This is a genomic window from Sphingopyxis solisilvae (assembly GCF_015475875.1).
GTDB lineage: Bacteria > Pseudomonadota > Alphaproteobacteria > Sphingomonadales > Sphingomonadaceae > Sphingopyxis > Sphingopyxis solisilvae.
In genome coordinates this window covers 29193-53072 of sequence record NZ_JADKYM010000022.1, presented here as the reverse complement: position 1 = coordinate 53072, position 23880 = coordinate 29193, and the positions used below count along the sequence as shown (strand labels likewise).

Below are 23880 nucleotides of genomic sequence, written 5' to 3'. Positions count from 1 at the left end.
GGATGGGGGGGTTGGACGGGCGACGGCCTTCATCTCCTCCCCATCGACTTGCGATGGGGAGGGGGACCGCCGCCGCAGGCGGTGGTGGAGGGGTAGCAACGTCCGCGTAATGGCCCCTCCGTCAGCGCTTCGCGCTGCCACCTCCCCATCGCAAGTCGATGGGGAGGATTCGAAACGTCCGCCTACTCCACGAACCTGCGCCTTCGCGTCACCCCACCGCGCGATCGCGTCCTTCCCAATAGGGCGCGCGCAGTTCGCGGCGCAGCACCTTGCCCGACGGATTGCGCGGCAGCGCGTCGATGAATTCGATGCTCTTGGGTACCTTGTACGCCGCAATCCGCTCGCGCGCCCAGGCGATGATCGCGGCGGGGTCGGGCGCGGCGCCTGCGGCGGGGACGACGAGCGCCTTCACCCCCTCGCCCCATTTGTCGTCGGGCACCCCGATCACCGCGACGTCGGCGACGCCGGGACAGCCCATGATCGCGCTCTCGACCTCGGCCGGATAGACATTTTCGCCGCCCGACACGATCATGTCCTTGATCCGGTCGTGGACATAATAAAAACCGTCGGCGTCGCGATAGCCGACGTCGCCGGTGTGCAGCCAGCCACCCGCGAGCGTTTCCTCCGTTGCGGCGGCCCGGTTCCAATAGCCTTTCATGACGATGCCGCCGCGGATGGCGATCTCGCCGATTTCGCCATCGCCCAGCTCGCCGCCCTCGCCGTCCAGGATCGCCATATCGACTTCGGGCCAGGGCTTGCCGCACGAGGTGAGTTTGCCGGGCAAGTCATGATCGCTGGGCGAAAGATACGATCCGCCGCCTGCCGATTCGGTCATCCCGTAAAACTGCACGAAATCGCACCCGAAGGTCGCGCGCGCGCGGCGCAGCACGTCCTTGGCGATCGGCGAGGCGCCGTATGCGATCGATTTGAGCTGCGGATAGCCCCCCGCGCCCGCCGCGGGATCGAGCAGCATCATCTGGATCATCGCAGGCGCAAGGAAGGCGTGCGCGACATCCTCCTCGCGGAGCATCCGCACGGCATCGGCGGGAGTAAAATCCTTGACCAGCACGAGCCGTCCGCCCTGCGCCAGCCCCGAAAAGCTGACGTTCGTCCCCGCGACGTGAAAGAGCGGCATAACGATCATCACCGTCTCATCCTCGCCATAAGCAAAGCCGTCGACCTTGGTCGCGGCCTCCAGAAAAGTGCGGTAATTGGCGTTGGTCAGAACGACGCCCTTGGGCAGTCCGGTGGTGCCGCTGGTGTAAAGCTGGAGCACATCATCGGACAGCTGCGGCGCGTCGGCGGGCGCGGCGTCGGACGCGCTGCCTAGCCAGCTTTCGAGCGGCTCGAACGCCGGATGCGCGCCATAAAGCGCGATCAGCCGCGGCGCCGACGGCAGGTCGGCGACGGCCGCGAGCGCGCAGTCGAAGAAATCCTCCCCCACGAACAACAGCTTCGGCTCCGCATCGCCAAGAATGAAGCCGATCTCAACAGGCGCGAGGCGGTTGTTGATCGGCCCGAAGCAGGCGCGCGCGCGCGCGCTGCCGAAAAAGAGCGGATACCAGCTGTCGTGATTCTTGGTCAGCGCCGACACGCGATCGCCGGGCGCCACGCCCGCCGCGATCAGTGCATGGGCGATGCGGTTCGACGCCGCATCAAGGTCCGCAAAGCTCGTTTCGCGATCCCCGAATTTCACCGCCGTGGCCTGCCCGCGCACGCGCGCCTGCGCCGCCGGAATATCCGCCAGCGTCCGGATGGCCTCCAGATCGATCATTTTGCTCTCCCAACCGTCGTTTCGACTTGAATTAGATAGAATACTAAGCAAATGCTTGGCCAGATAAAAATTCGAGAGGATTGGCCTTGTTCGACCGCCCCTTATTGCCGACAACCATCGTCGGAAGCTACCCCCAGCCTGACTGGCTGATCGACCGCGAGCGGCTGAAGGCCAGCCTGCCCCCGCGCGTGCGCGCCGAGACACTATGGCGCATCCCGCAGCCTTGGCTCGCCGACGCGCAGGAGGCCGCGACGTTGATGGCAATCCGCGACCAGGAGGAGCTGGGCATCGACATCGTCGGCGACGGCGAGATGCGCCGCGAAAGCTATTCGAACCGCCTTGCGACCGCGCTGTCGGGCATCGACCGCCAGAAGCATGGCACGGCGATCGACCGCACGGGCAACGCCAATCCGGTGCCGCTGGTGTCGGGGCCGATCCGCCGTGTCGCGCCGATCGAGGCGCAGGATGCGGCGTTCCTGCGGCGGCATTCGACCAAGCCCGTGAAACTCACTCTGCCTGGCCCCTTCACGATGACGCAGCAGGCGGAGAATGGATATTATCCCGACGCACGGTCGCTCGCGATGGACTATGCCGATGCGGTCAATGCCGAGGTGAAGGATCTGTTCGCCGCGGGCGTCGACGTCGTCCAGCTCGACGAACCCTATTTGCAGGCGCGCGCCGCCGAGGCGAATGCCTATGCGATCGAAGCGATCAATCGCGCGCTCGACGGCGTCGGCGGGATGACCGCGCTGCACATCTGTTTCGGCTATGCGCTGGTGCATCACGGCGCGGGGACGACGGGGCCGAAGCCCAAGGCCTATGACTTTCTTGCCGAACTCGAAGCGTCGAATGTCGATGTGATCTCGATCGAAGCGGCGCAGCCGGGGCTCGACCCTGCGATCCTCGAAGAATTGCCGACCAAGACGATCATGTACGGCGTGCTGGATCTGTCGGTGCCCGAGGTCGAAACGCCCGAGGTGGTTGCGGACCGTATCCGCGCGGCACTGCGCCATGTCGACGCACAGCGGCTGTGGATCGCGCCCGATTGCGGCATGAAATATCACAGCCGTGCGCATAGCCAAGCGAAGCTGAAGGCGATGGTCGACGGCGCGGCGATGGTGCGGGCGGAGCTGAGCTAACTCCACTCGTCATTGCGAGCGCAGCGAAGCAATCCAGGGCGGTCTACGCGGGCTCTGGATTGCTTCGCTGCGCTCGCAATGACGAAGTTCAATGGTCCACAAATTCCCTGAGCAACGGCACCACCACGTCGGGCGCCTCGATGGTCGGGAGGTGGCCCGTGCCAGGAATCACCTCCAACCGCGCGCCGGGGATAGCGTCCGCAATCTCCTCATGGTGCGCGCGGCTGGTGATGCCATCCTGCTCGCCCCAGATCAGCAATGTCGGCACCGCAATTTCGACGAGGCGCGGGCGGCTGTCGATGCGCGCCATGATCGCGCGCTGCTGCGCGAGGAAGGTGTCGGCGCCGGTGTCGGCAGCCATTTGACGGGCGATACCGAGCAAGCGCGCGTCGTTCCGCTTTTCCTCAGGGAAAAGGATCGGAATGCGTTCCTCGACCACCTGATCGAAACGCCCGCTTTGCACGAGATCAATATAACCCTGCCGCCGCGCGGTCTGCGCCGGACCATCGGCCGAGGCGAGCGTCGAGATCAGCGCGAGTTTTGCGACGCACCCCGGTGCGCGGCGCATCACCTCGAACGCGACGAAGCCGCCCATGGCGTGGGCGACCAGCGCGAATTTCGGCGGGGCATTACCCAGCAGGCGCTGCGCGAAGCCCGCGATCGTGTCGTCGCTGCGGTTGTCGGCGACGATGATTTCGCGGTCGGGCCAGGCGTCGAGCAGGGGTTGCCATACAGCATCGGTGAGCAGCTGGCCGGTGATGAGGACGATGGGGAGCGACATTAGACCACCTGATGCAGGAGAGGTTCGCCGACCTCAAGTCGGCGGCAATTCTCCTGCGCCACCGTCAGGCTGCGCACGAGCGTTTCGGGGGTGAGCCAGGCGATATGCGGCGCGAGCACCGCATTCGGCAGGCCGAGCAGCGGGTGGCCGCGCGGCAGCGGTTCTTCGGCGAAAACGTCGAGCCCGGCGCCGCGCAGATGGCCGGTAGACAACGCTTCGACGAGCTGCGCCTCATCGACCAACTCGCCGCGTGCGGTGTTCACCAGCACCGCACCGCGTTTCATCGCGAAGGGATCGAGTCTGGCGCGCGTCTCGTTAGTCAGCGGGATGTGCAGCGACACGATGTCGCTTTGCGCGAGCAGGCGATCGAGCGGCAGAAATTCATACGGCACGTCACGCGGACTGCGCGCCGTATAGACGACGGTCGCCCCGAGCGCCGCCAGCACTGGCGCGAGCCGCTGCGCCGAATGGCCGAAGCCGACGAGGCCGATGGTGCGCCCCGCGATTTCGCCCACCGCATCGAGCTCCGACGGGTCGGCGGTCCAGCCCTCGCCCGCGCGCGTCCGCGCGTCGAAGAAACAGGTGCGGCGCAGCACCGCCATCATCAGCGACAGCGCCATTTCGGCGACCGCCTGGCTGTTGGTGCCGGGCATGTTGCACACCGCAACGCCATGATCGCGTGCGGCGTCGAGCGCGATGGTGTTCACTCCGACACCGAGCTTCTGGATCAATTTGAGCTTGGGCGCCGAGGCGATGAATTCGGGTGTGACCGGAGTCAACACGTGGAGCAGCGCGGTGATGTCGGATGCGACATCGTCGAGCGGCGCCGCCTCATCGACATGGACGACGGTGCCGGGGGCGAAGATCGTGTCAACCGCCTCGCGAAAACCCGGACTCGGGCGCGCGTGGAGGACGATCATGCCGTCACCCGTCCGATCGACCCCGCAAAGGCCGAAAAGCCTGCAAACTCGGCGTCGGCACCCATCGACTCTTCGATCCGCAGCATCTCGTTCCACTTCGCCATGCGTTCGGACCTTGTAAAGCTGCCAACCTTCAACTGCCCGGCATCCCAGCCGGTCGCCAGATGGGCGATGGTGATGTCCTCGCTCTCGCCCGAGCGCGCGGAGACGATGGCGCCCCAGCCGCGCCGCGTGGCGGCATCAAGCGCGGCCTTGGCCTCGGTCACCGTGCCGACCTGGTTGACCTTGATGAGCGCAGCGTTGCACACCGCCGCTTCGGCCGCGCGTTCCACACGATCGGCATTGGTGACGAGCACATCGTCGCCGATGATCTGCACCCGCTCGCCGATCGCCGCAGTGACCGCCGCCATCGTCGTCCAGTCGTCCTGCCCCGCGGGATCCTCAATCGACAGGATTGGGTAGCGCCCGGCCCATTCGACGATGCGCGCCGCCATGTCTTCGCCCGACAGCCGCCCGTCGTCGAGCGCAAGCGTGTAGCCGTCCGCATCGCCCAATTCGTTCGCCGCGATGTCGAGCGAGATGAACACCTCCTCGCCCGCGCGGTGCCCGCTCGCCTCGATGGCCTTCGTCAGCGTGTCCAGCGCATCCTCGTTCGACGCAAAATTGGGCCACCAGCCGCCCTCGTCGGCGACGCCCGACAACGGGCCCTTGGCTTCCATCAACCTGCCTGCGGCGCGATAGACATCGTCGGTGATCTCGAGCGCGCGGCGGAAGCTGCCCGCGGTCGGGCACATCACCATGAAATCCTGCACATCGGTGCGCCGCCCGGCGTGCGCGCCGCCGCCGAAAATCTGGATTTCGGGCAGCGGCACGCGCACCTTGCGCCCATCCGCGAGATAGCGCCAAAGCGGCGCGCGCGCATCCACCGCCGCAGCGTGAAGCACCGCCATCGACACCGCAACGACCGCGTTTGCGCCCAGCCGCGCCTTGTTCGGCGTGCCGTCGAGTTCGCACAAGACCTTGTCCACCGCCGCCTGAACGCGCGCGTCCATACCGGTGATCGCACCCGCAATCTCGGCGCCGATACCCGCGACCGCGCGGTTCACGCCGAAGCCGCCAAAGGCGGTGCCGCCGTCGCGCAGGTCGATTGCCTCATGCGCGCCGCGCGACGCGCCCGCGGGGGCGATGGCGCGGCCGACCGCGCCCGCTTCGAGGGTGACTTCGGCCTCGACGGTCGGGCGCCCGCGCGAATCCCAAAGCTGGCGGCCGGTGACCGCGGCGATACGCGACGTCATGTAGATGTCCTTTTCCAATGGGCGACAAGGGCGTCGATGGGCAGCGGCGCGAGCAGAAGCGCGCGCGCCTGGTCGCGCACGATGCGCTTATGTTCGGGGTCGGTCAGATAGGGAGCGGGCGACTTGCCCTCGACGCGCGCAAGAAGCAGCGCCGCCGTAAGCTGGCCTGCGCGATGCAGCAGCGCGTCCGCCGCCTCCCAGTCGACGCCCGCGCGATAGGCGGCGACGAGCGCATTCGCGGCTTCGGTCAGACGGGCATCGTCCAGCCACACCGCTTTGAGCAGCAGATGCGTGGTACAGAAGGCGAGGTCGAACGCCGGATCACCATAAACCGCGCATTCGGCGTCGAGAAAGACGGGGCCGTCTTTGCCGACGAGGATATTCTTGGGACTGACGTCGCCGTGGACGAGCGCGACCTTGCGCGCGGCCAGATTATCGGCGAGCGCGTAAAGCACGGATGCCATCTCTGCGTCCTTCTGCGCCACATAAAGCAGGAAGGGGTCGATCCTGAGCGCGCGAAACATGGCGTCGGTGGCGAAAGCGTCGCGGTCGGTATCATTGTTCGCGGTGGCCGAATGCACGGCGGCAAGGCTGCTCCCCACCGCGGCGGCAAAGCCAGCATCGACGCGCCCCGCGATCAGCTCGTCCTTCCACACCGGCGCGTCTGGCAGGAAACGCATCGCAAAACCATAGCCGGGCAGCTCAGCCAGCACCTCGGGCGCAATCGCCGGATCGACGCTGCGCGCGCGCTTGAGCCAGCGCACCTCGCTCTGTCCGCGCTCGATCGGCGCGTGCCATTCGGCGGCGACGCGCAATTGTGCGAGCGGACGTTTGACGACGATCGGGCCGGTCGGCACCTCGACCTTCCACACGTCGCACGACACGCCGCCGGTGAGCGGTTCGAGCACGACATCGCCCTCCCCCACCAGCCCGGCGGCGCGCAGGTCGTCGATGATATCGGCGTCCGCCGTCACGTCACAGCTTCTCCCTGATCCACGCAACGACAAGGTCGGCCGCATTTTGCCGCTCGGCAATCGAATCCTCAAAATAATGCGCGCCGGGAATCAATTCGAGCCGCTTGTCGCTGCTGCCCAGGAAGTCGAAGATCTTGCGCGCGTCGCTGGGGAATACGCCGGTGTCGGCGGTGCCCTGTACCACCAGCGCGGGCGTGTCATGCTTGGCAAGGTGCGGCTGTCCCTGGCATGGCGAGGTTTCAAGGCTCCACATGTTGAGCCAGGTCTTCAGCGTATTGGCGCGGCCGATGCTGGGCGTGCGGTTCGCGAGCGCCGGGTCGCCGCGGTAGCACCAGTTGGGCTTGCGGTCCGACGGGTCGATCGCGGGATCGACGCAGCGGAGATCGCCCCAGCAGCGAAACATCGGAAAGATGCGGTCGGGAATGCCGGCGACATTGAGCCGCTCCAGTTCGGCCTTCGCCCAGTCGGTGATCCGCTGGTTGCGCGCGCGCTGCGCGGCGCAATATTTGGCGATGAAGGCATCCGAATAGGGCGGGCCATTGTCGGGATTAAAGGGGTCGAGTTCGGGATCGGTCAGGGTCGGATCATTCTCGTCGATCACCGATGCGTCCATCCAGTCGGTGAGCACTTCGGGGCGCCCCTGATGCGCGTTGAAGCTGATATAGAGGTCGCCCTTGATAAGCTCAGCGAGCGCGTCCTGCCCCACCGATGGCAGCCGGTCGGTCAGCGTCGGTGCGATGGCTTCGGCCTGATAGGCGCCCATCAGCGAGCCGCCGCCCGAATTGCCGAGGATGACGATCGCCTCGACCCCCGCTTCCTCCTTCAGCCATTTCATCCCGACGCCGATGTCGAGCACCGCATGTTCGAGCAGAAACTGATCTTCGAACCCCCGATAACGCGTGTTCCAGCCGAGGAAGCCGAAGCCCTGCCGCGCGAACCAGGGCGCGATATAATGTTCGGAAAAATCGACATTATAGTGGGTGGCGATGATCGCGACCTTCGGCCGCTTGCCCGCCTCGGTCCAATAGATGCCTTGGCACGGATGTCCGCCCGCCTGGATGCGCGGCGCGGTCGGCGACACCCGCCCGATGAAATGCGCGTCCAGCCCCTCGATCCCGTTCGGGTCCATTCGTCTCTCTCCTGTTTATGATCTTGGTCAGCGGGTGACTTCAAAGGGCAGCGTATACCCCTCCAGCCCCGCGCGGATCGCCTTCTTGTCGATCTTGCCCGTCGGCCCCAATGGAATGTCATCGACGAACAGCACGTCGTCGGGCATCCACCAGCGTGCAATCCGGCCGTCCAGATAGGCGCGAAGTTCGTCGGCCGACGCGGCAGCGCCGGGTTTGAGCTGGCACAACAGGATCGGCCGCTCGTCCCATTTCGGATGCGCGACGCCGACGACCGCGGCGTTGGCGACCGCGTCATGCCCCATCGCGATATTTTCGATCTCGATCGAACTGATCCACTCGCCGCCCGATTTCACGACATCCTTCGCTCGGTCGGTGATTTGCATATAGCCTTCGCCGTCGATCGTGCTGACGTCGCCGGTGTCGAAAAAGCCCTCGGCGTCGAGTACCTCGCCGCCCTCGCCGCCGTAATAGGCGGCCGCGATGGTCGGCCCCTTCGCCATCAACCGTCCCGGCGTCCTGCCGTCATGCGGCAGACGCTTGCCGGCATCGTCGACCAGCTTCATTTCCAGCCCGCACAGCAGCCGCCCCTGCTTCAGTTTATACGCCATCTGCTCGGATTCGGATTTCGCGGCGACCGACGCATTGGGCACCGACACCGTGCCGAGCGGCGAGGTTTCGGTCATGCCCCACCCCTGAATGACGTCAACGCCATAATCGTCGCGGAAAGTGCGGATGATCGATTCGGGGCACGCCGAACCGCCGATCGTCACGCGCTCCAATGTCGTGAAGCGTTTGCCGTTTTCCTGCATATATTGCAGCAACATCTGCCATACTGTCGGCACCGCGGCGGAATAAGTGACGCCCTCTTCCTCGATCAGCTGATAGATGGATTCGCCGTCCATGCGCTGGCCGGGCAGCACCAGTTTGGCGCCGACCGCGGGCGCCGAATAGACGACGCCCCACGCATTCGCATGATACATCGGCACGACCAGCAGCACGGTGTCGCGCGCCGACAAGGCGAGCGCGTCACGCTGCAACGTCATCAGCGCGTGGATATAGTTGGAGCGATGCGAATAGAGCACGCCCTTCGGGTTGCCCGTCGTCCCGCTGGTATAGCAAAGCCCGCACGCGGCATTTTCGTCGAAGCCGCCCCAGAGATATTCGGCCGGCTGCCCCGCGATCCAGTCGTCGAAAGAGGTCGCGGCAAAGCTGGTTTGCGGCATCGAGGCGGCATCGCAAAAGAAGATCACCTTCTCGATCGCCGGCACCTGCGGCAGCAGTTGTTCGACGAGGTCGGCGGTCGCGGGATCGGCGATCAGCAGCCGGTCGCCCGCATGATTGGCGATGTAGGCGATCTGTTCGAGGAACAGCCGCGGGTTGAGCGTGTGCAGCACCGCCCCCATGCCTGCCGCGCCATACCAGGCCGCAAGGTGTCGCGCGCCGTTCCACGCCATCGTCGCGACGCGATCGCCGGGCGCAATCCCCTCGGCGGCGAGCGCGTTCGACACGCGCTTCGCATCGGCATGGACGGTGGCATAGGATGATCGCGTGACGCGCCCCTCGGCATCGCGCGACACGATTTCGCGCGCGCCGTGCCACGCGGCCGCATGGTCGATGATCCGGTCGACCGTCAACGGCACATTCTGCATCAACCCGTCCATGCGGTGTCTCTCCCATCCTTTCAAAAGATAGTATACTAAGTATTTTGCCTTTGCAACGCCGCTTGACCTTGCGCCCCATGCGCGGCTCTTCTAGCTAAGCCGTGCTGGCACCGTCGGCGCCAGAGGGTAAAGTCGACATTCTATGCGCACCAACCAGCTCATCATTGCCCTGTTCCAGCGCTTCTGCTGGCTCGACGAAGGCCTGCAATCGCGGCTGCACGACCGCGGCTGGCCCGACGTCAGCCGCCCGCAATCGATGGTGATGACCAATATCGTCAGCGGGATCGTCCGCCCGTCGGACATTGCCCGCAACCTCGGCATTTCGCGCCAGGCGATCCACAGCACGATCAACCAGATGGTCAAGCTCGGGATCGTCGAACTGGCCCCCGATCCCGATGACCGCCGCCATATGATCGTGTCGCTGACGGAAACCGGCGCGCGCATGCGCCGCGATGCGCAGCGGGCAATGGACGATCTTTCCGACCAGCTTGCCGAACGGCTGGGCCGAGATCGCTTCCACGCGCTGTTGGCGACTTTGGAAGCCGACTGGGGCGAGAATATCGCAAAAAAAGACCTAAGCCGATAATGCTCTTGCGACGGCCACCAGTCGCGCAGCCGTCATGTCGACCAGCGATGCGGGCAGCGCGTCTTTCAGACGTCCGTCGTCCGCGAAGGCGGTGTGCGCGTTGGGGATCACCACCTGTTCGGGGATAACCAGCGTCTGGATCGTCGACAGGATCTGGCGGAGCTGCATCAGCCCGCGCAGCCCGCCGAACGGGCTGATCGATGCCGACATGACTGCGCTAGCCTTGCCGCGATACGCCGTCAGCGCGACGAGCGATTCGTCCCCCGTCGGCCGTGAGGCCCAGTCGATCGCGCTCTTGAGCAGCGGCGGGATCGAGCCATTATATTCGGGCGAAACGAACAGCAGGCCGTCCTGCGCCGCAAACAGCGATTTCAGCCGAAGCGCATCGGCCGGAAAGGCATGGGTTTCGAGCGCGGCGGAATAGATCGGCAGGTCAAATGTGGCGAGATCGACGTCGGTGACGGTCGCTCCCTGCTGTTCCAAGGCCGCGATCGCGAGTTTAGCGAGGGCGCGGTTAAAGGATCCCTCGCGGGTGCTACCTACGATAACTGCAATCTGGGTCAAACGTCCCTCCCCGCAAAATGATTAGCATACTAATCGATTTCCGGCCGGGATCGCAAGAGACGGCTGCAGGGCATTACGCCTTGATGTCGGAAAGCGTCGCCAGCTTCGCGGTTTCCTCGGCAAGATTGTCGATCACCCGACGCAGCAGCGTCTGCAATGTCTCGACCTCCTCGTCGGTCATCCCGCGCGTCGCCACCTCATGCACCTCTGCGTTCATGGGCGCGAGCACCAGTTCCAGCTTTTTGGCATGCGGGGTCAGGTAGATGAAGGTTTTTCGGCGGTCGTCGTCGGTTTTTTTCCGCGTGATGAAGCCGGCTTTCTCCAGCCCTTTCAACGCCACAACGGTCGTCGGTTCACGCATCCCGACCCGTTCGCTAAGCTCGCGCTGCGTGATCCCGTCCTCGCGCCACAATTGACGCAGAAAGCGCCACTGGCCAGCCGAGACGTCGTGGGTCAGCGTACCGCGCTCGAGCAGCCGCGAAAAGGAACGGAAAACAATACGCGCGAGATAGCCGATGCTGTTTTCCGGGTTGGTATAATATTCCGCCGGATGCCGGAAACCGCCGTGCCGTTTTGCCAAGATTTTTCCCCTTCGCGCGAACCTTAGAGCCCTATGATTCATGCGGCAATATGGTTCGATGTACCATGAATATGGACAAGCATAAGTCGACAATATACTTAGATAACTAAGTTATATGTCAGGACGATCCATGGAACAATTCACCCGGCTGAGCGCGCTGGCCGCACCGCTAGCATTGGCCAATGTCGATACCGACATGATCATCCCGGCGCGTTACATGAAGGCGCTGACCCGCACGGGGCTCGGCGAACATCTGTTTCGCGAGCTGCGATATCACGCCGACGGCACCGAACGCGGCGATTTTGTCCTCAACCGCAGTCCGTGTCGGAACGCCCGGATATTGATCGCCGACCGCAACTTCGCCTGCGGCTCGTCACGCGAACATGCCGTATGGGCGCTGACCGATTTCGGTTTCCGCTGTATCATCGCGCCAAGTTTCGGCGACATTTTCGCGAGCAACGCGCGCAAGAACGGGCTGCTGCTGGTCCGGCTGACGGGCGACTTATGTGCGGTGCTGCGGCAGCATGTCGAAAGCGCGCCCTCCGCGCCGATCACGGTCGATCTGGAGGTCCGCCGGATCGACTTCGCATCGGGCCGGACAATCGACTTTGACATCGACCCCGCCGACCGGCGGATCCTGATGGAGGGGCTGGACGATATCGGCCGCACACTCCGCCACGCGAACGCCATCGCGCGCTTTGAAGAGGCGCGCTAGTCCAGCATGTCGGGCGAGGCGATCCGGCCCGCGATTGCGCTGGCCGCCGCGAGCGCCGGGCTCATCAGATGGGTTCGCCCGCCCCGCCCCTGCCGGTTTTCGAAGTTGCGGTTCGATGTCGCGGCGCAGCGCTCTCCGGGCAACAAGCGGTCGGCGTTCATTCCGACGCACATCGAACAGCCGGGCTCGCGCCAGTCAAATCCCGCCGCGCGTAGCAAGGTGTCAATGCCTTCGGCCTCGGCCTGACGCTTGACCAGGCCTGATCCGGGCACGACCATCGCGCGGACGGTCGCCGGCACCTGACGGCCGCGGACGATGTCAGCGACCACCCGGAGGTCCTCGATCCGGCTGTTGGTGCAGCTGCCGATAAACACCCGGTCGATCGGCGTCCCTGCTATCGGCGCCCCGGGCCGCAGCGCCATATACTCTAATGCCCGCTCGGCAGCGTGCCGCGCGTCCGCGGTCGCGAGTGCGGCGGGGTCGGGGATGGGTTCGTTGACAGCAACGACCTGCGACGGGTTCGTGCCCCAACTGACCATCGGCGCGACGTCGCGCGCATCGATCCGCACTTCCTGGTCGAATTGCGCATCCGCGTCGCTGGCGAGCGCTGCCCAGCGCTGCATCGCATCGTCCCACGCGGCGCCGTGCGGTGCGGCGGGCCGGTCGGCCAGATAGGCAAAGCAGCGTTCGTCGGGGGCGACCAAACCCGCCCGCGCGCCCATTTCGATGCTGAGGTTGCAGAGGGTCATACGCGCCTCCATCGACAGCGCCGCGACCGCCGGTCCAGCATATTCGACCACATGGCCGTTCGCCCCGTCGACACCGATCTGGCGCAGCAGGTGCAACGCCAGATCCTTGGCATGCACCCCGTCCGGCAGACGGCCGTCGATCCAGATCCGCATGTTGCGCGCGCGCCGCTGGCGGATCGTCTGGGTCGCCAGCACATGCTCGACCTCCGACGTACCGATACCAAAGGCGAGCGCGCCGAATGCGCCGTGGGTCGAGGTGTGGCTGTCACCGCAGACGATCGTCATGCCCGGCTGGGAACGTCCTTGTTCGGGACCGACGACATGAACGATGCCGCCGCGCGGATCGCCCATCGCAAACTGTTCGACCCCGAAATGCGCGGCATTGGTTTCAAGCGCCTCGAGCTGCCGACGGGCCGCGATGTCGATAACCCCCGCCGGTCCGCTCGCCTGCCCCTCGGTCGGCACATTATGGTCGAAAAGCGCAAGCCCACGCTCGGGACGACGGACCCTCCGCCCGGCCGCCGCCAATCCGGCAAAGGCCTGAGGCGAGGTCACCTCGTGCAGCAGGTGCAGATCGACGTAGAGGATCGTCTCGCCATCATCTTCCACGACCGCGTGGGCGTCCCAGATTTTGTCGTAGAGTGTGCGCGGAGAGGGCTGGTTCATCGTTTCATCTTGCCTAGTGCAGCAAATTACTTAGTAAGCTAACTTATATAGCGGACTGGATGTTCCGGGCAAGGGCATCGCGCGCAGTCCTTTTGTTACGCGGCACAGAGCAGGCGGAATCGATGCATCGCGAGAAACATGTGACCAGCCTGCATAAGCGTACGGAACCGCTCGCCGACCGACGTGGTGGCAAATGCATCCACCATGCCGCCATCGCGACCCGATCGATCTGCGATCAATCGGTATGAACGCGATCTGGCTGCCCGCCTCGCTGCTTGGCGGCCTTTTCCAGGCATGGCGTACCGCGCTGCAACAGCGATTGCGCGCCGAACTGAGCGTCAGCGGCGCGGGTCTTGTCCGCTATCTCTACGGGCTTCCCTTCGCAGCCGTGTTTGCCGCGATATGGCTCGCGATCATCGACGCTCCTATGCCCGAACCAACGGCCGATTTCTGGCTGTTCGCGGCGATCGGCGCGGTGACCCAGATGGCGGGGACTATCCTGCTGATCATGTCGTTCGGCCATCGTGGCTTCGTGGTCGGCACGGCTTTTTCAAAAACCGAAGCGATCCAGGTGGCGCTGGTCACCGCACTGCTGTTCGGCGAACGCCTGCCCCTGCTCGCCTGGCTCGGTATCTTGATCGGTGTCGCAGGCGTTCTGGTCCTGGCACTGGTCGGGCAAGGGATTACGCTGCGTCAGGTCGGCCAGTCGCTGCGCCACCCCGCCGCGCTTTGCGGACTGGCCGCGGGATCGATGTTTGCCGCGGCCGCCATCGCCATCAAGTTCGCGACAGCCGAACTGGCCGACGTCGATCTTGTCGGATCGGCGCTTGTCACGCTCGTCGTTGTGATGGCGATGCAGAGCGTCCTGCATTTGGCCTGGGTGATTGTTCGCGACCGCGCGACGTTGCGCGCCATCATCCGGTCGTGGCGGACGTCGGTGCAGGTCGGCCTGCTCTCGGCGCTCGGGTCGGGCTGTTGGTACATCGGTTTCGCCGCCGCGCCCGCAGCACTGGTCCGCATCGTCGGTCAGGTGGAGGTCATCTTCACCATCGGGTTCGCGCGATTTTATCTGCGCGATCAGGTTCGCTGGCACGAAGTCACGGGACTGCTGCTGGTGGCCGCCGGCGTGATACTGGCGCTGTTGGCGGCCACATGACCGCGGGCAGTCATGCGCCTGATCGCATCAGCGCAACCTAGCCCTTCGCAAACGCCTCGATATCCGCATTGAGCCGCGCGATGTGCGTCACGAGCAACCCGTGCGGCGCGCCTTCGTAGACGACCAATTTTGCCTGTTTCGGCAGCTTGGACGCGGGCTGCGCCGTCAGCGCCAGCGGCGCCGACGCGTCTTTGTCGCCGTGAATGAACAGCGTCGGCACCGTCACCGCGCCCAGCTCGCCGCGAAAATCGGCCGACGTCATCGCACGGTTGAGGTCGACGATCGCGCGCAGCGATGTCCGCAGCATAATGTCCTTGATCCAGCTGCGCATCAGCGGGCTTGTTTCCGGGACCACGAAAGAATCGCTGTTCATGTCGATCCACCGCGGGAAATCGGCATAGAATTGCTGCCGCATCTGGTCGAATGCCGCCGCCGGAACCCCGGCAGGATTGTCAGGCTTGGCCGTGAGACAGGGCAAGGTCGTGGCCAGAAACAGGATGCGAGCCACCCGCTGGGCAGTCGCCCGTTTTTCGAGATAGCTCAGAATCTCGCCGCCGCTCATCGAATGGGCGATAACCGTTGCACCGTCGATACCGAGCGCGGTCAACACCGCGTCAACATCGTCGCCCAGCGTCGCATAGTCATAACCCTGACCGGGATCGTCCGACCGCCCGTGGCCGCGGCGGTCAAAGGCGATGCAGCGAAAGCCCCGCTCCGACAGCGCCGCCATCTGATAGGCCCACATTTCGGACGACAGCGCCCATCCCGACAGGAACAGGATCGGCGCGCCGCTGCCCCAGCTGCGGACATAAAGCCGCGTTCCGTCGCGCGCGGTCACCCAATTGGGCGTAGCCACAGGCCCGGGCGTTGCCGCGATTGCCGACGGCGCCGCCATGCCGGTCAACGCCGCCGCGCCTCCTGCCAATGTGGCAGCGAAAACGTCGCGTCGGTTCATGATGCCCCCTGTCGATTTGTCGGATCAGGATGGCACCCGTTTGGCCGCCGCGCGATTACCTGGCAGGTAAGTGTGCCAGGTCGTGGAGGTTTTCCACCAGCGCCCGCGCCACGAGCGAGGCCGCGACGCGCGTTGCCGGGTCTGGGTCCAGATATTCAGACCAGGACGAAAAGGCGCGGACCGAACCGTCGCCCATCGGGACCGGCAGCACGAACCCGTTGTTGATGCTGAAGTCGCGCCCTTCGGCCAGAATGCGGCGCTGTTCGCCGGTCATCGCATCGGGCGGAATGTCGCTCCAGAAAAAGCCGCGGTTGCGCACCGCGGTCGCGCGAACCAGATAGTCGGTGTTGCGATAGCGGTTGGCATAATTATGCTCCAGCCACGCGACCGCCGGGACACCGCCCGCGTCGCGCTGGATGTCCCAGCGCCCCGGCGACCCCCGCAGGGTGCCAGTCATGAAGTGACCGATGCCGATCTGCCCGAAAAATCCCGCGGCAATCTCGGTCGACCGGAGCGGCGAAGTCGACCCCGCCAGCGCCACCGCGGCCTCGAGCGCGCGGGTGCCAAGCGCACCCGCCTCGCGAACCGCGTCGCCGTGGTGAAGACCGCTAGCGGAGCGCGGCGCCAGTCCCGCCGCGAGCAGGAGCCGGTCCCGTTCGGCACTTTCGAGACCGAGCGCGTCGGCCAGGCGAGCGACCATATTGGCGCTCGGCCGTGCCCGGCCGGTTTCCAGAAAACCGAGGTGGCGGCACGACACGCCCGCGTCGAGCGCCAGGCTCAGTTGCGAGCGCCCGTCGCGTTTCCGATACGCCAGCAAGCAGCAACCGAAATCGCCGCGCCGATCACGCATCAAATGTGAAGCTTCGGCCATGCAACCTCCTCGACTGCGCGCCTCATAGCCCGATGATGCGTCAAGATGGAAGGGGGCAGCACGCCGCCGATTCATCGTGGCGTGCTGCCCCCCGGCATCCTAAGGATGACGGAATCACCCGGGAGAATCCGTTTCGATGTCCGAAGCCGCCGCGCAAAATTACCCCGAAATCCGCGAGGCGGTGCGTCGGTTATGCGCCGATTTTCCGGGCGACTATTGGCAAAGGCTGGACCGCGACCGCATTTATCCGACCGATTTTGTCCGCACCCTGACCGAAGCGGGATTCCTCTCGGTCCTGATCCCCGAAGAATTTGGCGGGTCGGGCCTCGGGCTCGCGGCGGCAACCGCGGTGCTCGAGGAAATCCATCGATCGGGCTGCAACGGCGGCGCCTGTCACGCCCAGATGTATACGATGGGCACGCTGCTCAAACATGGATCGGTCGAGCAAAAACAAACCTACCTGCCCGCCATCGCGCGCGGCGAGCTACGCTTGCAGGCGTTTGGCGTGACCGAACCCACGGCGGGAACCGATACCACCCGCATCCGGACTTTGGCGCGGCGCGAAGGCGATCATTATATCGTCAACGGGCAAAAAATCTGGATCAGCCGTGCCGAACATTCGGACCTGATGATCCTGCTGTGCCGGACGACGCCGCGCGACGATTGCGCAAAGGCGTCCGACGGGATGAGCGTGCTCCTGGTCGACCTGCGCGAGGCCGTGGGCAACGGGCTGACCATTCGCCCCGTCCGCACGATGTTGAACCATGCGACGACCGAGCTGTTCTTCGACGACCTCAAGGTGCCCGCGGCCAACCTTATCGGCGAGGAAGGCAAGGGTTTTCGCTATATCCTGTCGGGGATGAACGCCGAACGCATCCTGATTGCCGCCGAATGTATCGGCGATGGCCGCTTCTTCATCGATCGGGCGACAGCCTACGCACGCGACCGCCACGTGTTCGGCCGCGCGATCGGCGAAAATCAGGGGGTCCAGTTCCCCATCGCGCGCGCCTATGTCCAAATTGCTGCTGCGGCAGAGATGGTCGACAAGGCGGCGCGGCTGTTCGACGCGGGCCAGGATGGCGGCACTGAAGCCAATATGGCGAAGATGCTGGCGTCGGAAGCCAGCTGGTATGCCGCCGACATGTGCATCCAGACGCATGGCGGCTTCGGCTTTGCGGAGGAATATGACATCGAACGCAAGTTTCGCGAAACGCGCCTTTACCAGGTCGCGCCGATCAGCACCAATTTGATCCTGAGCCACGTTGCCACCCACGCGCTGGGCCTGCCGAAGAGTTTTTGAGCCGTGGAGGATTTTTCCGGCTGGATAGGGCGCAGCGAAACCCGGCATGACGTGGCGACGGCAGCGCCGCTCGTCGGGTTGGCGGCGCTGCTCGATCATGATCCGGTGGCTCCGGCGACCGTGCCCCCGCTCGGTCATTGGCTGTATTTCCTGCCCGACGCGCGCCAGTCGACAATCGGCGACGATGGTCATCCGCGGCGCGACGATAACTCCTTTCTGCCCCCGGTCCCGCTGCCGCGCCGCATGTGGGCCGGGGGACGCGTCGACTTCCTTGCTCCGATCGCGGTCGGCGCTCAACTGGTCCGGACGACGACGATCGACGCGATTGTCGCCAAGCACGGCGCCAGCGGCGACCTGCTGTTCGTGACATTGCGGCACGATATAACCGCCGACGGCGTTGCCGCAGTGCGCGAGGCACAGGATGTGGTTTATCGCGCCGCCGCGACCGCGACCGCGCCTCCCCCGCCAGTCGTCCCCGCCGAAATCGAACCGGAACCGGCGGATGCCGTCCGTCGTATCGTGCCAGATCCGGTCCTGCTGTTCCGCTATTCGGCGCTCACCTTTAACGCCCACCGCATTCATTTTGACCGCGACTATGCCCGCGATGTCGAAGGCTATGCCGGGTTGGTGGTCCACGGACCGCTGATTGCGACGCTGCTTGTCGATCATGCACTGCGCACGATACCGAACCAAACACCACGCCATTTTCGCTTTCGCGCCGAGGCACCACTGATCGATACGGCACCCTTTGACCTGTGTATGGCACGGCAGGATGGCAGCGTTCGCCTCTGGTCGCGGGATCCCGGTGGTCGCCGGACAATGCAGGCCGAACTGCATTATTGAAGACGCGACGGGGCGACCGACGAACCAGCGACAAGACCATGAACCGATGAAATGATCCGTTTTTTCGCAGCCTTGGCCAGACCCTTGCGATCGCCACCGGGAACCACGCGCCGGCCGCTGGCGATCGGGGCCGCCCTTTGGCTTTTTGCCAGCCTGGCAAGCGCCGCCCAGGCCTATGTCTTCGCGTTTCATCAGGGTCGGGCACAGCCCTGGTGGCCGACCCTCGCCTACACCGCTGCGATCTTCTCGATATGGGCCTTGCTGTCTCCGCTTCCCCTGAGGGCCGCTGACCGCATCGGTTCCGCTAAACCGGGCCGCGCGACCGTTTTCGCCTTGTGGTTGCTCGGCTATGCGCTCGCCACCGCGACGCACATCGCGCTTTTCGTCATATTGTTCTGGCCGATTTATGGGCAGGATGCGGCGACGCCGCTCGCCATGGCAAAGCCGGTATTTCTCGCCAACATCGACACGTCCTTATTCGCTTATCTCGCGCTGACCGCCGCGGTGGTATGGCGGCGGCACCGGCGATCGGCGACCGCGGCGGTACCCGGCGTCGAACGCCCGCACGCGGGTGACGAAGCGCTGTGGGTGCGCGGATCCCGCGGAGCGCTGCGGGTGCCGCTCGGTGATATCGACTGGATCGCCGCCGCGGGCGACTATGCCGAACTGCATAGCCGTGGTCGCGCGATGCTGACCGATGATACGCTTGCTGCGCTGTCCCGCCGCTTGCCTGCCGCGGAGTTCGCCCGCATCCACCGCGGCGCCATCGTCCGCATCGACCGTATCCGCGAAATGCGGCGGCTGGGGCGCGGCGATGCCATGCTGGTGTTGACCGACGGTCGGCAGCTCCGGCTGAGCCGACGTTATCGCAAGAATATCACCGCCCATTTGCCGCGATAGGCCCGCTTGCCGAGCGGGCGATCCCGCTTGCCGATCAAGACTCGCGCTCGTCCCCTGCCCCGCCGAAACGGACCCGCCACATTCATGGTGAAAGGTCTGATATCGTGCGGATAAGACAGCTTTTGGCGATCAATATCCTGTTGGCGGCAGCGACGGGGCAACATGCCAGCGCCACGACTGCTGACGATCGAATCCTCGTTATCGGCGCCCTCCACGCCCTGCACGAACGCGAGCCGGGATTCGACTATCACGGCCTGCGGGCCGCGATCGAGGCATTCGCCCCCAATGTCATGGTGCTGGAGGTTCGTCCCGACGAACTCGCCGCTCGCAAGGCGACGCCCGGGCGGCCCGAATATCCGGCAGTCATCTGGCCGCTGCTTGGCCGCAGCGACGTCCAGACCGTGGCGATGGAACCCGGCGGCGCGACCTTCGATGCGATCGCCGGCGCCGCGGGCGCGGCTTTTGCTGTCCTTCGCGAACGCGATCCGGCAGCCGCCGCGGCGCTCACCCGGCTCGAAAGCGAAGCCGACGCGATCCTGCTGACTCACTGGCAGAGCGCGGTAGAGGTACATGACGGGTTGACGGCGCGGATCGTCGGCGGCGTTCAGGCGGCACAGTTCGCGCTTGCCGGGCCGGAGTTTGTCGCCGCGCAACAAGACTGGGACCAATATATGGCGAAGCAAGCGGTGGCGACGGTACAGGCGCACCCCGGCAAGCGCGTGATGATTGTCGGCAGCTACAAAAATCACGCGCTGCTCGAAAAATGTATCGGCAAAGCGGCACCGCAGCGGCTGATCCCGGCTGCAACCTGGTTCGGCGCGGCCCATGCTGCTACAATCGGCCCGGCCGAACCCGGCAATCCGCACTCCCGTCAGAACAGGAAACAGCAATGAAGCGTTGGTATAACGGCAGTTGTCTCTGCGGCGCAGTCACGTTCCGCGTCCGGATGGATCTCGATTCAGGGACCAGCAAATGCAATTGCCGCTTTTGCTGGAAACAGCGCAATTGGAACATCGGCGGGCTGAAACCCGACGATTTCGAACTGCTGACGGGCGAAACAACGCTTTCCACCTATGCGCGCAAGAATGACAGCTTCGAGGTTTCCCACCGATTTTGTTCCACTTGCGGCACACAGACGCACGGCAATGGTTATCTCGAGGAGCTAGGCGGCGCCTTTGTCGCGGTCCGGGTCGCGGCGATCGACGACCTGACCGTCGAGGAACTGGTGTCGGCGCCGGTCACCTATTGCGACGGCTTGCACGACAATTGGTGGAACCGACCGGACGAAATACGCCATCTCTGAAGGAACGCCCCACACATGGCCCGCCCCGATGCACGCACGCTGGAAGGCCGCCAGGCAAGTGGTCCAGCATCGGGGTGCAGGTCACTTCGTGTCGAACTCTACTCAAAATCGGTCACATTTTAGGGGAAGGCGTCAGCGGCTCAGTTGTGGCGACGAGCCAATTCCTCGGCGAGCGCCCCGCCGACCGACGGCCGCGCGCGCAATCTGGTCCGATACTCTTCGAGCACCGGCCACTTTTCAAGCGACAGGCCCGCCGGCTCGACCCAGAAAAGCATGACCGCCAGATACGCGTCGGCAACCGTAAACTGATCGCCCAAGAGCCAGGTCCGGTCGGCCAGCTCGCCAGACAGAAAGGCAAAGCGTTCGTCGGCAAGTGACCGCGCAAAGTTTTTGAACGCGTCGGGATAATCTGGCCGAAATATTGGCGTAAAGACGATCTTGTGACATTCCGCGCCAATATAGTGGAGCCAGGTCTGGAGTTTTACCCGCTCCATCGTGCCGCACGGGGGTGCCAGCCCGCTGCCCGGCGCCCGATCGGCGATGAACTGCAGGACCGCGGCGCTTTCCGTGATGAGCGTGTCGTCCGCAAGCACCAACGCCGGAACCAATCCTTTGCCATTGATCGCGTGATAGTCGCCGCCATCCGCCACTTTTTTGGTCGCAAGATCGATTTGTTCGAACTCCAGCTGCTGACCGCTTTCGAGTGCGGCAATCCGCGCAGCGAGGGCGCAGGAGAATGGCGAGAAATAAAGCTTCATAGACATTAGCGATCCTTCGCAAGCTATTGTTATCAAAAGAAGTCGAGGACGATCTTTCCCGCCCGGCCACGCCGATCCAGTGCAGCAAGCGCTTGGGGAAATTCGGCCCGCCGAAATGTATCGCCGATCAGTGGCCGTATGCCGCCGCTTTCCATGGCTCCCACCATCCGCTCGAAGCTCGCGCGATGGCCGGCGCTTGCCGCCTTGAGGGTGATGGCGTGGCGAATGGCCGTGAAAAGGTCCAACGGGGCTTGGGTGCCAGCAGAGTAGCCGACCATATGCACGACCCCTTCGGGTCCACAGCATGCGATACTGCTCGACAACGTCGAGCCGGCGACATCGATGACACGATCGACGCCGCCGGGAGCGAACCGCCGCACATCGGACGGCCAGCAGCGGTAATCGGCGGGATCCACAATATGGTCGGCGCCCAAGTCACGCGCGAATTTCACACGTTCCGTACCGGCGACAATGACCGCTACTTTCGCGCCGGCAAGCTTCGCGAACTGGATCGCGAACGACGCAACCCCACCCACTCCATGCACAAGCACCGTCATCCCACTCTGCAGCCCGCCCTGCGCAAAGAGGCTGTGCCAGGCGGTCAGCGCCGCAACCGGTAACGTCGCAGCTTCCACTGCATCAAGATGCCGGGGCGCGAGCACCGCGCCATGTTCCCTCACACACAGAAGCTCGCTGTAAGTTCCATCCGACGGCCCTCCCAGACGGCGCGCCGCCTTCGCCGGCGTGATGGGACCATCGAGCCAGTCGGGAAGGTAGAGCGGACAGACGAGGTCGCCGACCGCAAAGCGCGTTACGTTGGCGCCGCATGCGACGACACGCCCAGCGCCATCGGAAAGCGGAACGAGCGGCGGCGACACGCCGGCGTGATAATGTCCGCGTGCGATCGCAAGGTCACGATAGTTGAGCGACGCCGCGAGCATCCGGATGACGATTTCGTCCGCTTCGGGTGTCGGTTCCACGACCTCGATCAGACGAAGATGGTCAAGGCCGATCGCCTCCTCATATCGGTAGCACCACATCAGCCGGCCGCGGACGCAACAAGGATGTCCGCGGTTTCCCGTGCAGCGGTCACCATCATATCGTGGCCCGACGCGATCTCGACGCAGGTCCAACCCGCACTTCCCGACAAACGCGCCGCATGAGCGGGATAGCCCATCATGGGCGACGCGGGATCAGTCGCCAGGACGTACGTCTTGGGCAAAGACTGCAAGACAGCAGCGTCAATTTTAACCGGCTCGAGCCAGGTCGCAAGCGGGTGCGGTCGCAAGCGCGGTTCCAGCCACTCGACATCTTCCGACTTGACGACGCCGACCATCGCAGCAGGCGGCGGCGCAATCCACACGCCGTCGGCCGCCATGGCACGGTAGGTCGCCCGTCGCCGGGCGAGGGCGTCGCTGTCCTGCCCCGGGACCTGGGAGGCAAAATCGTCCCCATCCGATGGGATTGCTGCGTCGAGATAAGCAAGTCCGCGCAATTGCCCCGCAAGCCGCTGCGCCGCACCCGAGATAACCATGCCGCCCCAGCTATGGCCAACGAGCAGAAGCTCGGCGATGCCGTGCTCGTTGATATAGTCGGCTAGGAAACCGATCTGGCCGGCGAGCGTCGGCGCCTGGCCGCTGTACCCTTCCTGCAAGCCGGGAAGCGTCGGGGTATAAACAGGATGCCCTGCGCTTTCGAGAAACGGACGAATGCGGTCCCAGCAGCTGCCGTCATGCCAGGCGCCATGCACCAAAACGATTGGGACGTTCATTATTTTTTCTCCCTGATCCGGCGCAGCTTCCAAAGCTGGAGAAGCCCACGCACACTTCCGAAATAGGCCTGCCGCAGCGGCGTGCGGTCGAAGTGGATAACGCGCTCGACCGCCTCGCCGCCTTCGAACAGGAAACTATCGACGGCGGGCCATTCGATGGTGCGGCCGCCGATCGTTGCCCGGAAGCGCAACTCGAGAAACACGACATTTCCGCGTGCCGCCCATGAGATCACCGCGGCCGTCAAGTCAGGCAGAGCATCAAACGTCCGCCGGAAAGCATTCAAACCTGCATCGCGGCCCGCTGTTGGCGCCAGGCCCGGCGCTACCAGCCGTACCCGGCGGCTGAGCAGGGTAACAAATTCGTCGCGGCATTCAGCACCCTGCGACCAGAGCTGCGCAAATCGCTCCACCCACGCTTCGATCGAGCCAGACTGACCCGTATCGGTGTCGATCACCACGATGTTCAGGTCCGATTCCTGATTGGTCATT

The 23880-nt window shown here is 64.7% G+C and carries 25 protein-coding genes; 9 read left to right on the top strand and 16 right to left on the bottom strand.

What is annotated here, in order from left to right; translation table 11 throughout:
* Nucleotides 1-208: 208 nt before the first annotated feature.
* Nucleotides 209-1774: a long-chain-fatty-acid--CoA ligase gene (locus IR187_RS13860; RefSeq protein ID WP_194955170.1), complete on the bottom strand. Its 1566-nt coding sequence runs from the start codon at nucleotides 1772-1774 to the stop codon at nucleotides 209-211.
* Between the two features lie 80 nt (nucleotides 1775-1854).
* Here IR187_RS13860 and IR187_RS13855 point away from each other — a divergent pair, with 80 nt between their 5' ends.
* Nucleotides 1855-2913, top strand: coding sequence for a 5-methyltetrahydropteroyltriglutamate--homocysteine methyltransferase (locus IR187_RS13855; RefSeq protein WP_407699089.1), 1059 nt, complete (start codon nucleotides 1855-1857; stop codon nucleotides 2911-2913).
* 88 nt (nucleotides 2914-3001) lie between these two features.
* Here IR187_RS13855 and IR187_RS13850 read toward each other — a convergent pair whose 3' ends face one another.
* From IR187_RS13850 to IR187_RS13825, 6 genes are read right to left on the bottom strand one after another with little or no spacing between them, the layout of a single operon-like run.
* Entirely contained in the window at nucleotides 3002-3694 is a 693-nt protein-coding gene (locus IR187_RS13850) for an alpha/beta fold hydrolase (RefSeq protein ID WP_194955168.1), read from the bottom strand.
* Nucleotides 3694-4614 carry a 2-hydroxyacid dehydrogenase gene (locus IR187_RS13845; protein ID WP_194955167.1) on the bottom strand — a complete coding sequence of 307 codons (921 nt, stop codon included), beginning with the start codon at nucleotides 4612-4614 and terminating at the stop codon, nucleotides 3694-3696. Before IR187_RS13845 ends, IR187_RS13850 begins: the two co-directional genes overlap by 1 nt.
* Nucleotides 4611-5909, bottom strand: coding sequence for a phosphopyruvate hydratase (gene eno, locus IR187_RS13840; RefSeq protein ID WP_194955166.1), 1299 nt, complete (start codon nucleotides 5907-5909; stop codon nucleotides 4611-4613). Before eno ends, IR187_RS13845 begins: the two co-directional genes overlap by 4 nt.
* On the bottom strand, nucleotides 5906-6883 hold the full coding sequence (locus tag IR187_RS13835) for a phosphotransferase family protein (protein WP_324187700.1): 978 nt from the start codon (nucleotides 6881-6883) through the stop codon (nucleotides 5906-5908). The genes eno and IR187_RS13835 overlap by 4 nt, the downstream gene beginning before the upstream one ends.
* A gap of 1 nt (nucleotide 6884) precedes the next feature.
* A complete protein-coding gene (locus IR187_RS13830) occupies nucleotides 6885-8012 on the bottom strand; it encodes an alpha/beta fold hydrolase (RefSeq protein ID WP_194955164.1) in 1128 nt (375 codons plus the stop codon).
* Between the two features lie 27 nt (nucleotides 8013-8039).
* On the bottom strand, nucleotides 8040-9674 hold the full coding sequence (locus IR187_RS13825) for a long-chain-fatty-acid--CoA ligase (RefSeq protein WP_194955163.1): 1635 nt from the start codon (nucleotides 9672-9674) through the stop codon (nucleotides 8040-8042).
* Nucleotides 9675-9816: 142 nt separating this feature from the next.
* Between IR187_RS13825 and IR187_RS13820 the strand changes: the two genes are divergently transcribed.
* Nucleotides 9817-10260 carry a MarR family winged helix-turn-helix transcriptional regulator gene (locus IR187_RS13820; RefSeq protein WP_194955162.1) on the top strand — a complete coding sequence of 148 codons (444 nt, stop codon included), beginning with the start codon at nucleotides 9817-9819 and terminating at the stop codon, nucleotides 10258-10260.
* Here IR187_RS13820 and IR187_RS13815 read toward each other — a convergent pair.
* Nucleotides 10249-10824 (bottom strand): NADPH-dependent FMN reductase, encoded by a 576-nt coding sequence (locus IR187_RS13815; RefSeq protein ID WP_194955161.1) that lies wholly within the window; start codon nucleotides 10822-10824, stop codon nucleotides 10249-10251. The genes IR187_RS13820 and IR187_RS13815 overlap by 12 nt on opposite strands.
* Before the next feature lie 73 nt (nucleotides 10825-10897).
* Complete coding sequence (locus IR187_RS13810) at nucleotides 10898-11404, bottom strand: MarR family winged helix-turn-helix transcriptional regulator (RefSeq protein ID WP_194955160.1); 507 nt, start codon at nucleotides 11402-11404, stop codon at nucleotides 10898-10900.
* A gap of 130 nt (nucleotides 11405-11534) precedes the next feature.
* On the opposite strand from IR187_RS13810, the gene leuD reads away from it, so the two are divergent.
* Nucleotides 11535-12119: a 3-isopropylmalate dehydratase small subunit gene (gene leuD, locus IR187_RS13805; RefSeq protein ID WP_194955159.1), complete on the top strand. Its 585-nt coding sequence runs from the start codon at nucleotides 11535-11537 to the stop codon at nucleotides 12117-12119.
* Here leuD and leuC read toward each other — a convergent pair.
* Nucleotides 12116-13534, bottom strand: a complete 1419-nt coding sequence (gene leuC / locus IR187_RS13800) for a 3-isopropylmalate dehydratase large subunit (RefSeq protein WP_194955158.1) — start codon at nucleotides 13532-13534, stop codon at nucleotides 12116-12118. The two genes, leuD and leuC, sit on opposite strands and share 4 nt — an antisense overlap.
* A gap of 244 nt (nucleotides 13535-13778) precedes the next feature.
* On the opposite strand from leuC, the gene IR187_RS13795 reads away from it, so the two are divergent.
* Nucleotides 13779-14690 carry a DMT family transporter gene (locus IR187_RS13795; RefSeq protein ID WP_194955157.1) on the top strand — a complete coding sequence of 304 codons (912 nt, stop codon included), beginning with the start codon at nucleotides 13779-13781 and terminating at the stop codon, nucleotides 14688-14690.
* Between the two features lie 37 nt (nucleotides 14691-14727).
* Here IR187_RS13795 and IR187_RS13790 read toward each other — a convergent pair whose 3' ends face one another.
* Together IR187_RS13790 and IR187_RS13785 are read right to left on the bottom strand one after the other, a co-directional pair.
* A complete protein-coding gene (locus tag IR187_RS13790) occupies nucleotides 14728-15645 on the bottom strand; it encodes an alpha/beta fold hydrolase (RefSeq protein ID WP_194955156.1) in 918 nt (305 codons plus the stop codon).
* A gap of 55 nt (nucleotides 15646-15700) precedes the next feature.
* Entirely contained in the window at nucleotides 15701-16516 is an 816-nt protein-coding gene (locus tag IR187_RS13785) for an autoinducer binding domain-containing protein (RefSeq protein ID WP_194955155.1), read from the bottom strand.
* A gap of 136 nt (nucleotides 16517-16652) precedes the next feature.
* Here IR187_RS13785 and IR187_RS13780 point away from each other — a divergent pair, with 136 nt between their 5' ends.
* From IR187_RS13780 to IR187_RS13760, 5 genes are all read left to right on the top strand, one after another.
* On the top strand, nucleotides 16653-17816 hold the full coding sequence (locus IR187_RS13780; RefSeq protein WP_194955154.1) for an acyl-CoA dehydrogenase family protein: 1164 nt from the start codon (nucleotides 16653-16655) through the stop codon (nucleotides 17814-17816).
* Nucleotides 17817-17819: 3 nt separating this feature from the next.
* Nucleotides 17820-18659, top strand: a complete 840-nt coding sequence (locus IR187_RS13775) for an FAS1-like dehydratase domain-containing protein (protein ID WP_194955153.1) — start codon at nucleotides 17820-17822, stop codon at nucleotides 18657-18659.
* A gap of 258 nt (nucleotides 18660-18917) precedes the next feature.
* Complete coding sequence (locus IR187_RS13770) at nucleotides 18918-19559, top strand: LytTR family DNA-binding domain-containing protein (protein ID WP_228765949.1); 642 nt, start codon at nucleotides 18918-18920, stop codon at nucleotides 19557-19559.
* Nucleotides 19560-19681: 122 nt separating this feature from the next.
* Complete coding sequence (locus IR187_RS13765; RefSeq protein ID WP_194955152.1) at nucleotides 19682-20452, top strand: TraB/GumN family protein; 771 nt, start codon at nucleotides 19682-19684, stop codon at nucleotides 20450-20452.
* Nucleotides 20449-20862: a GFA family protein gene (locus IR187_RS13760; protein WP_194955151.1), complete on the top strand. Its 414-nt coding sequence runs from the start codon at nucleotides 20449-20451 to the stop codon at nucleotides 20860-20862. The genes IR187_RS13765 and IR187_RS13760 overlap by 4 nt, the downstream gene beginning before the upstream one ends.
* A 140-nt stretch (nucleotides 20863-21002) precedes the next feature.
* On the opposite strand, the gene IR187_RS13755 is transcribed toward IR187_RS13760, so the two are convergent.
* Genes IR187_RS13755 through IR187_RS13740 form a run of 4 tightly spaced genes read right to left on the bottom strand, consistent with a single transcriptional unit; the run spans nucleotide 21003 to nucleotide 23879 of the window.
* Nucleotides 21003-21626: a glutathione binding-like protein gene (locus tag IR187_RS13755; RefSeq protein ID WP_194955150.1), complete on the bottom strand. Its 624-nt coding sequence runs from the start codon at nucleotides 21624-21626 to the stop codon at nucleotides 21003-21005.
* A 26-nt stretch (nucleotides 21627-21652) separates the two neighbouring features.
* On the bottom strand, nucleotides 21653-22660 hold the full coding sequence (locus tag IR187_RS13750; protein WP_194955149.1) for a zinc-dependent alcohol dehydrogenase family protein: 1008 nt from the start codon (nucleotides 22658-22660) through the stop codon (nucleotides 21653-21655).
* Nucleotides 22660-23391, bottom strand: a complete 732-nt coding sequence (locus IR187_RS13745; RefSeq protein WP_194955148.1) for an alpha/beta fold hydrolase — start codon at nucleotides 23389-23391, stop codon at nucleotides 22660-22662. Before IR187_RS13745 ends, IR187_RS13750 begins: the two co-directional genes overlap by 1 nt.
* Nucleotides 23391-23879: a nuclear transport factor 2 family protein gene (locus tag IR187_RS13740; protein WP_194955147.1), complete on the bottom strand. Its 489-nt coding sequence runs from the start codon at nucleotides 23877-23879 to the stop codon at nucleotides 23391-23393. The genes IR187_RS13745 and IR187_RS13740 overlap by 1 nt, the downstream gene beginning before the upstream one ends.
* Nucleotide 23880: the final 1 nt, after the last annotated feature.

Coding starts and splice junctions, on each gene's coding strand:
- IR187_RS13795 (WP_194955157.1), top strand. CDS start 13,779: ATGAACGCGATCTGGCTGCCCGCCTCGCTGCTTGGCGGCCTTTTCCAG.
- IR187_RS13830 (WP_194955164.1), bottom strand. CDS start 8,012: ATGGACCCGAACGGGATCGAGGGGCTGGACGCGCATTTCATCGGGCGG.
- IR187_RS13845 (WP_194955167.1), bottom strand. CDS start 4,614: ATGATCGTCCTCCACGCGCGCCCGAGTCCGGGTTTTCGCGAGGCGGTT.
- eno (WP_194955166.1), bottom strand. CDS start 5,909: ATGACGTCGCGTATCGCCGCGGTCACCGGCCGCCAGCTTTGGGATTCG.
- IR187_RS13745 (WP_194955148.1), bottom strand. CDS start 23,391: ATGAACGTCCCAATCGTTTTGGTGCATGGCGCCTGGCATGACGGCAGC.
- IR187_RS13790 (WP_194955156.1), bottom strand. CDS start 15,645: ATGAACCGACGCGACGTTTTCGCTGCCACATTGGCAGGAGGCGCGGCG.
- IR187_RS13860 (WP_194955170.1), bottom strand. CDS start 1,774: ATGATCGATCTGGAGGCCATCCGGACGCTGGCGGATATTCCGGCGGCG.
- IR187_RS13740 (WP_194955147.1), bottom strand. CDS start 23,879: ATGACCAATCAGGAATCGGACCTGAACATCGTGGTGATCGACACCGAT.
- leuC (WP_194955158.1), bottom strand. CDS start 13,534: ATGAACCAGCCCTCTCCGCGCACACTCTACGACAAAATCTGGGACGCC.
- IR187_RS13850 (WP_194955168.1), bottom strand. CDS start 3,694: ATGTCGCTCCCCATCGTCCTCATCACCGGCCAGCTGCTCACCGATGCT.
- IR187_RS13760 (WP_194955151.1), top strand. CDS start 20,449: ATGAAGCGTTGGTATAACGGCAGTTGTCTCTGCGGCGCAGTCACGTTC.
- IR187_RS13780 (WP_194955154.1), top strand. CDS start 16,653: ATGTCCGAAGCCGCCGCGCAAAATTACCCCGAAATCCGCGAGGCGGTG.
- IR187_RS13825 (WP_194955163.1), bottom strand. CDS start 9,674: ATGGACGGGTTGATGCAGAATGTGCCGTTGACGGTCGACCGGATCATC.
- IR187_RS13750 (WP_194955149.1), bottom strand. CDS start 22,660: ATGTGGTGCTACCGATATGAGGAGGCGATCGGCCTTGACCATCTTCGT.
- leuD (WP_194955159.1), top strand. CDS start 11,535: ATGGAACAATTCACCCGGCTGAGCGCGCTGGCCGCACCGCTAGCATTG.
- IR187_RS13785 (WP_194955155.1), bottom strand. CDS start 16,516: ATGGCCGAAGCTTCACATTTGATGCGTGATCGGCGCGGCGATTTCGGT.
- IR187_RS13755 (WP_194955150.1), bottom strand. CDS start 21,626: ATGTCTATGAAGCTTTATTTCTCGCCATTCTCCTGCGCCCTCGCTGCG.
- IR187_RS13820 (WP_194955162.1), top strand. CDS start 9,817: ATGCGCACCAACCAGCTCATCATTGCCCTGTTCCAGCGCTTCTGCTGG.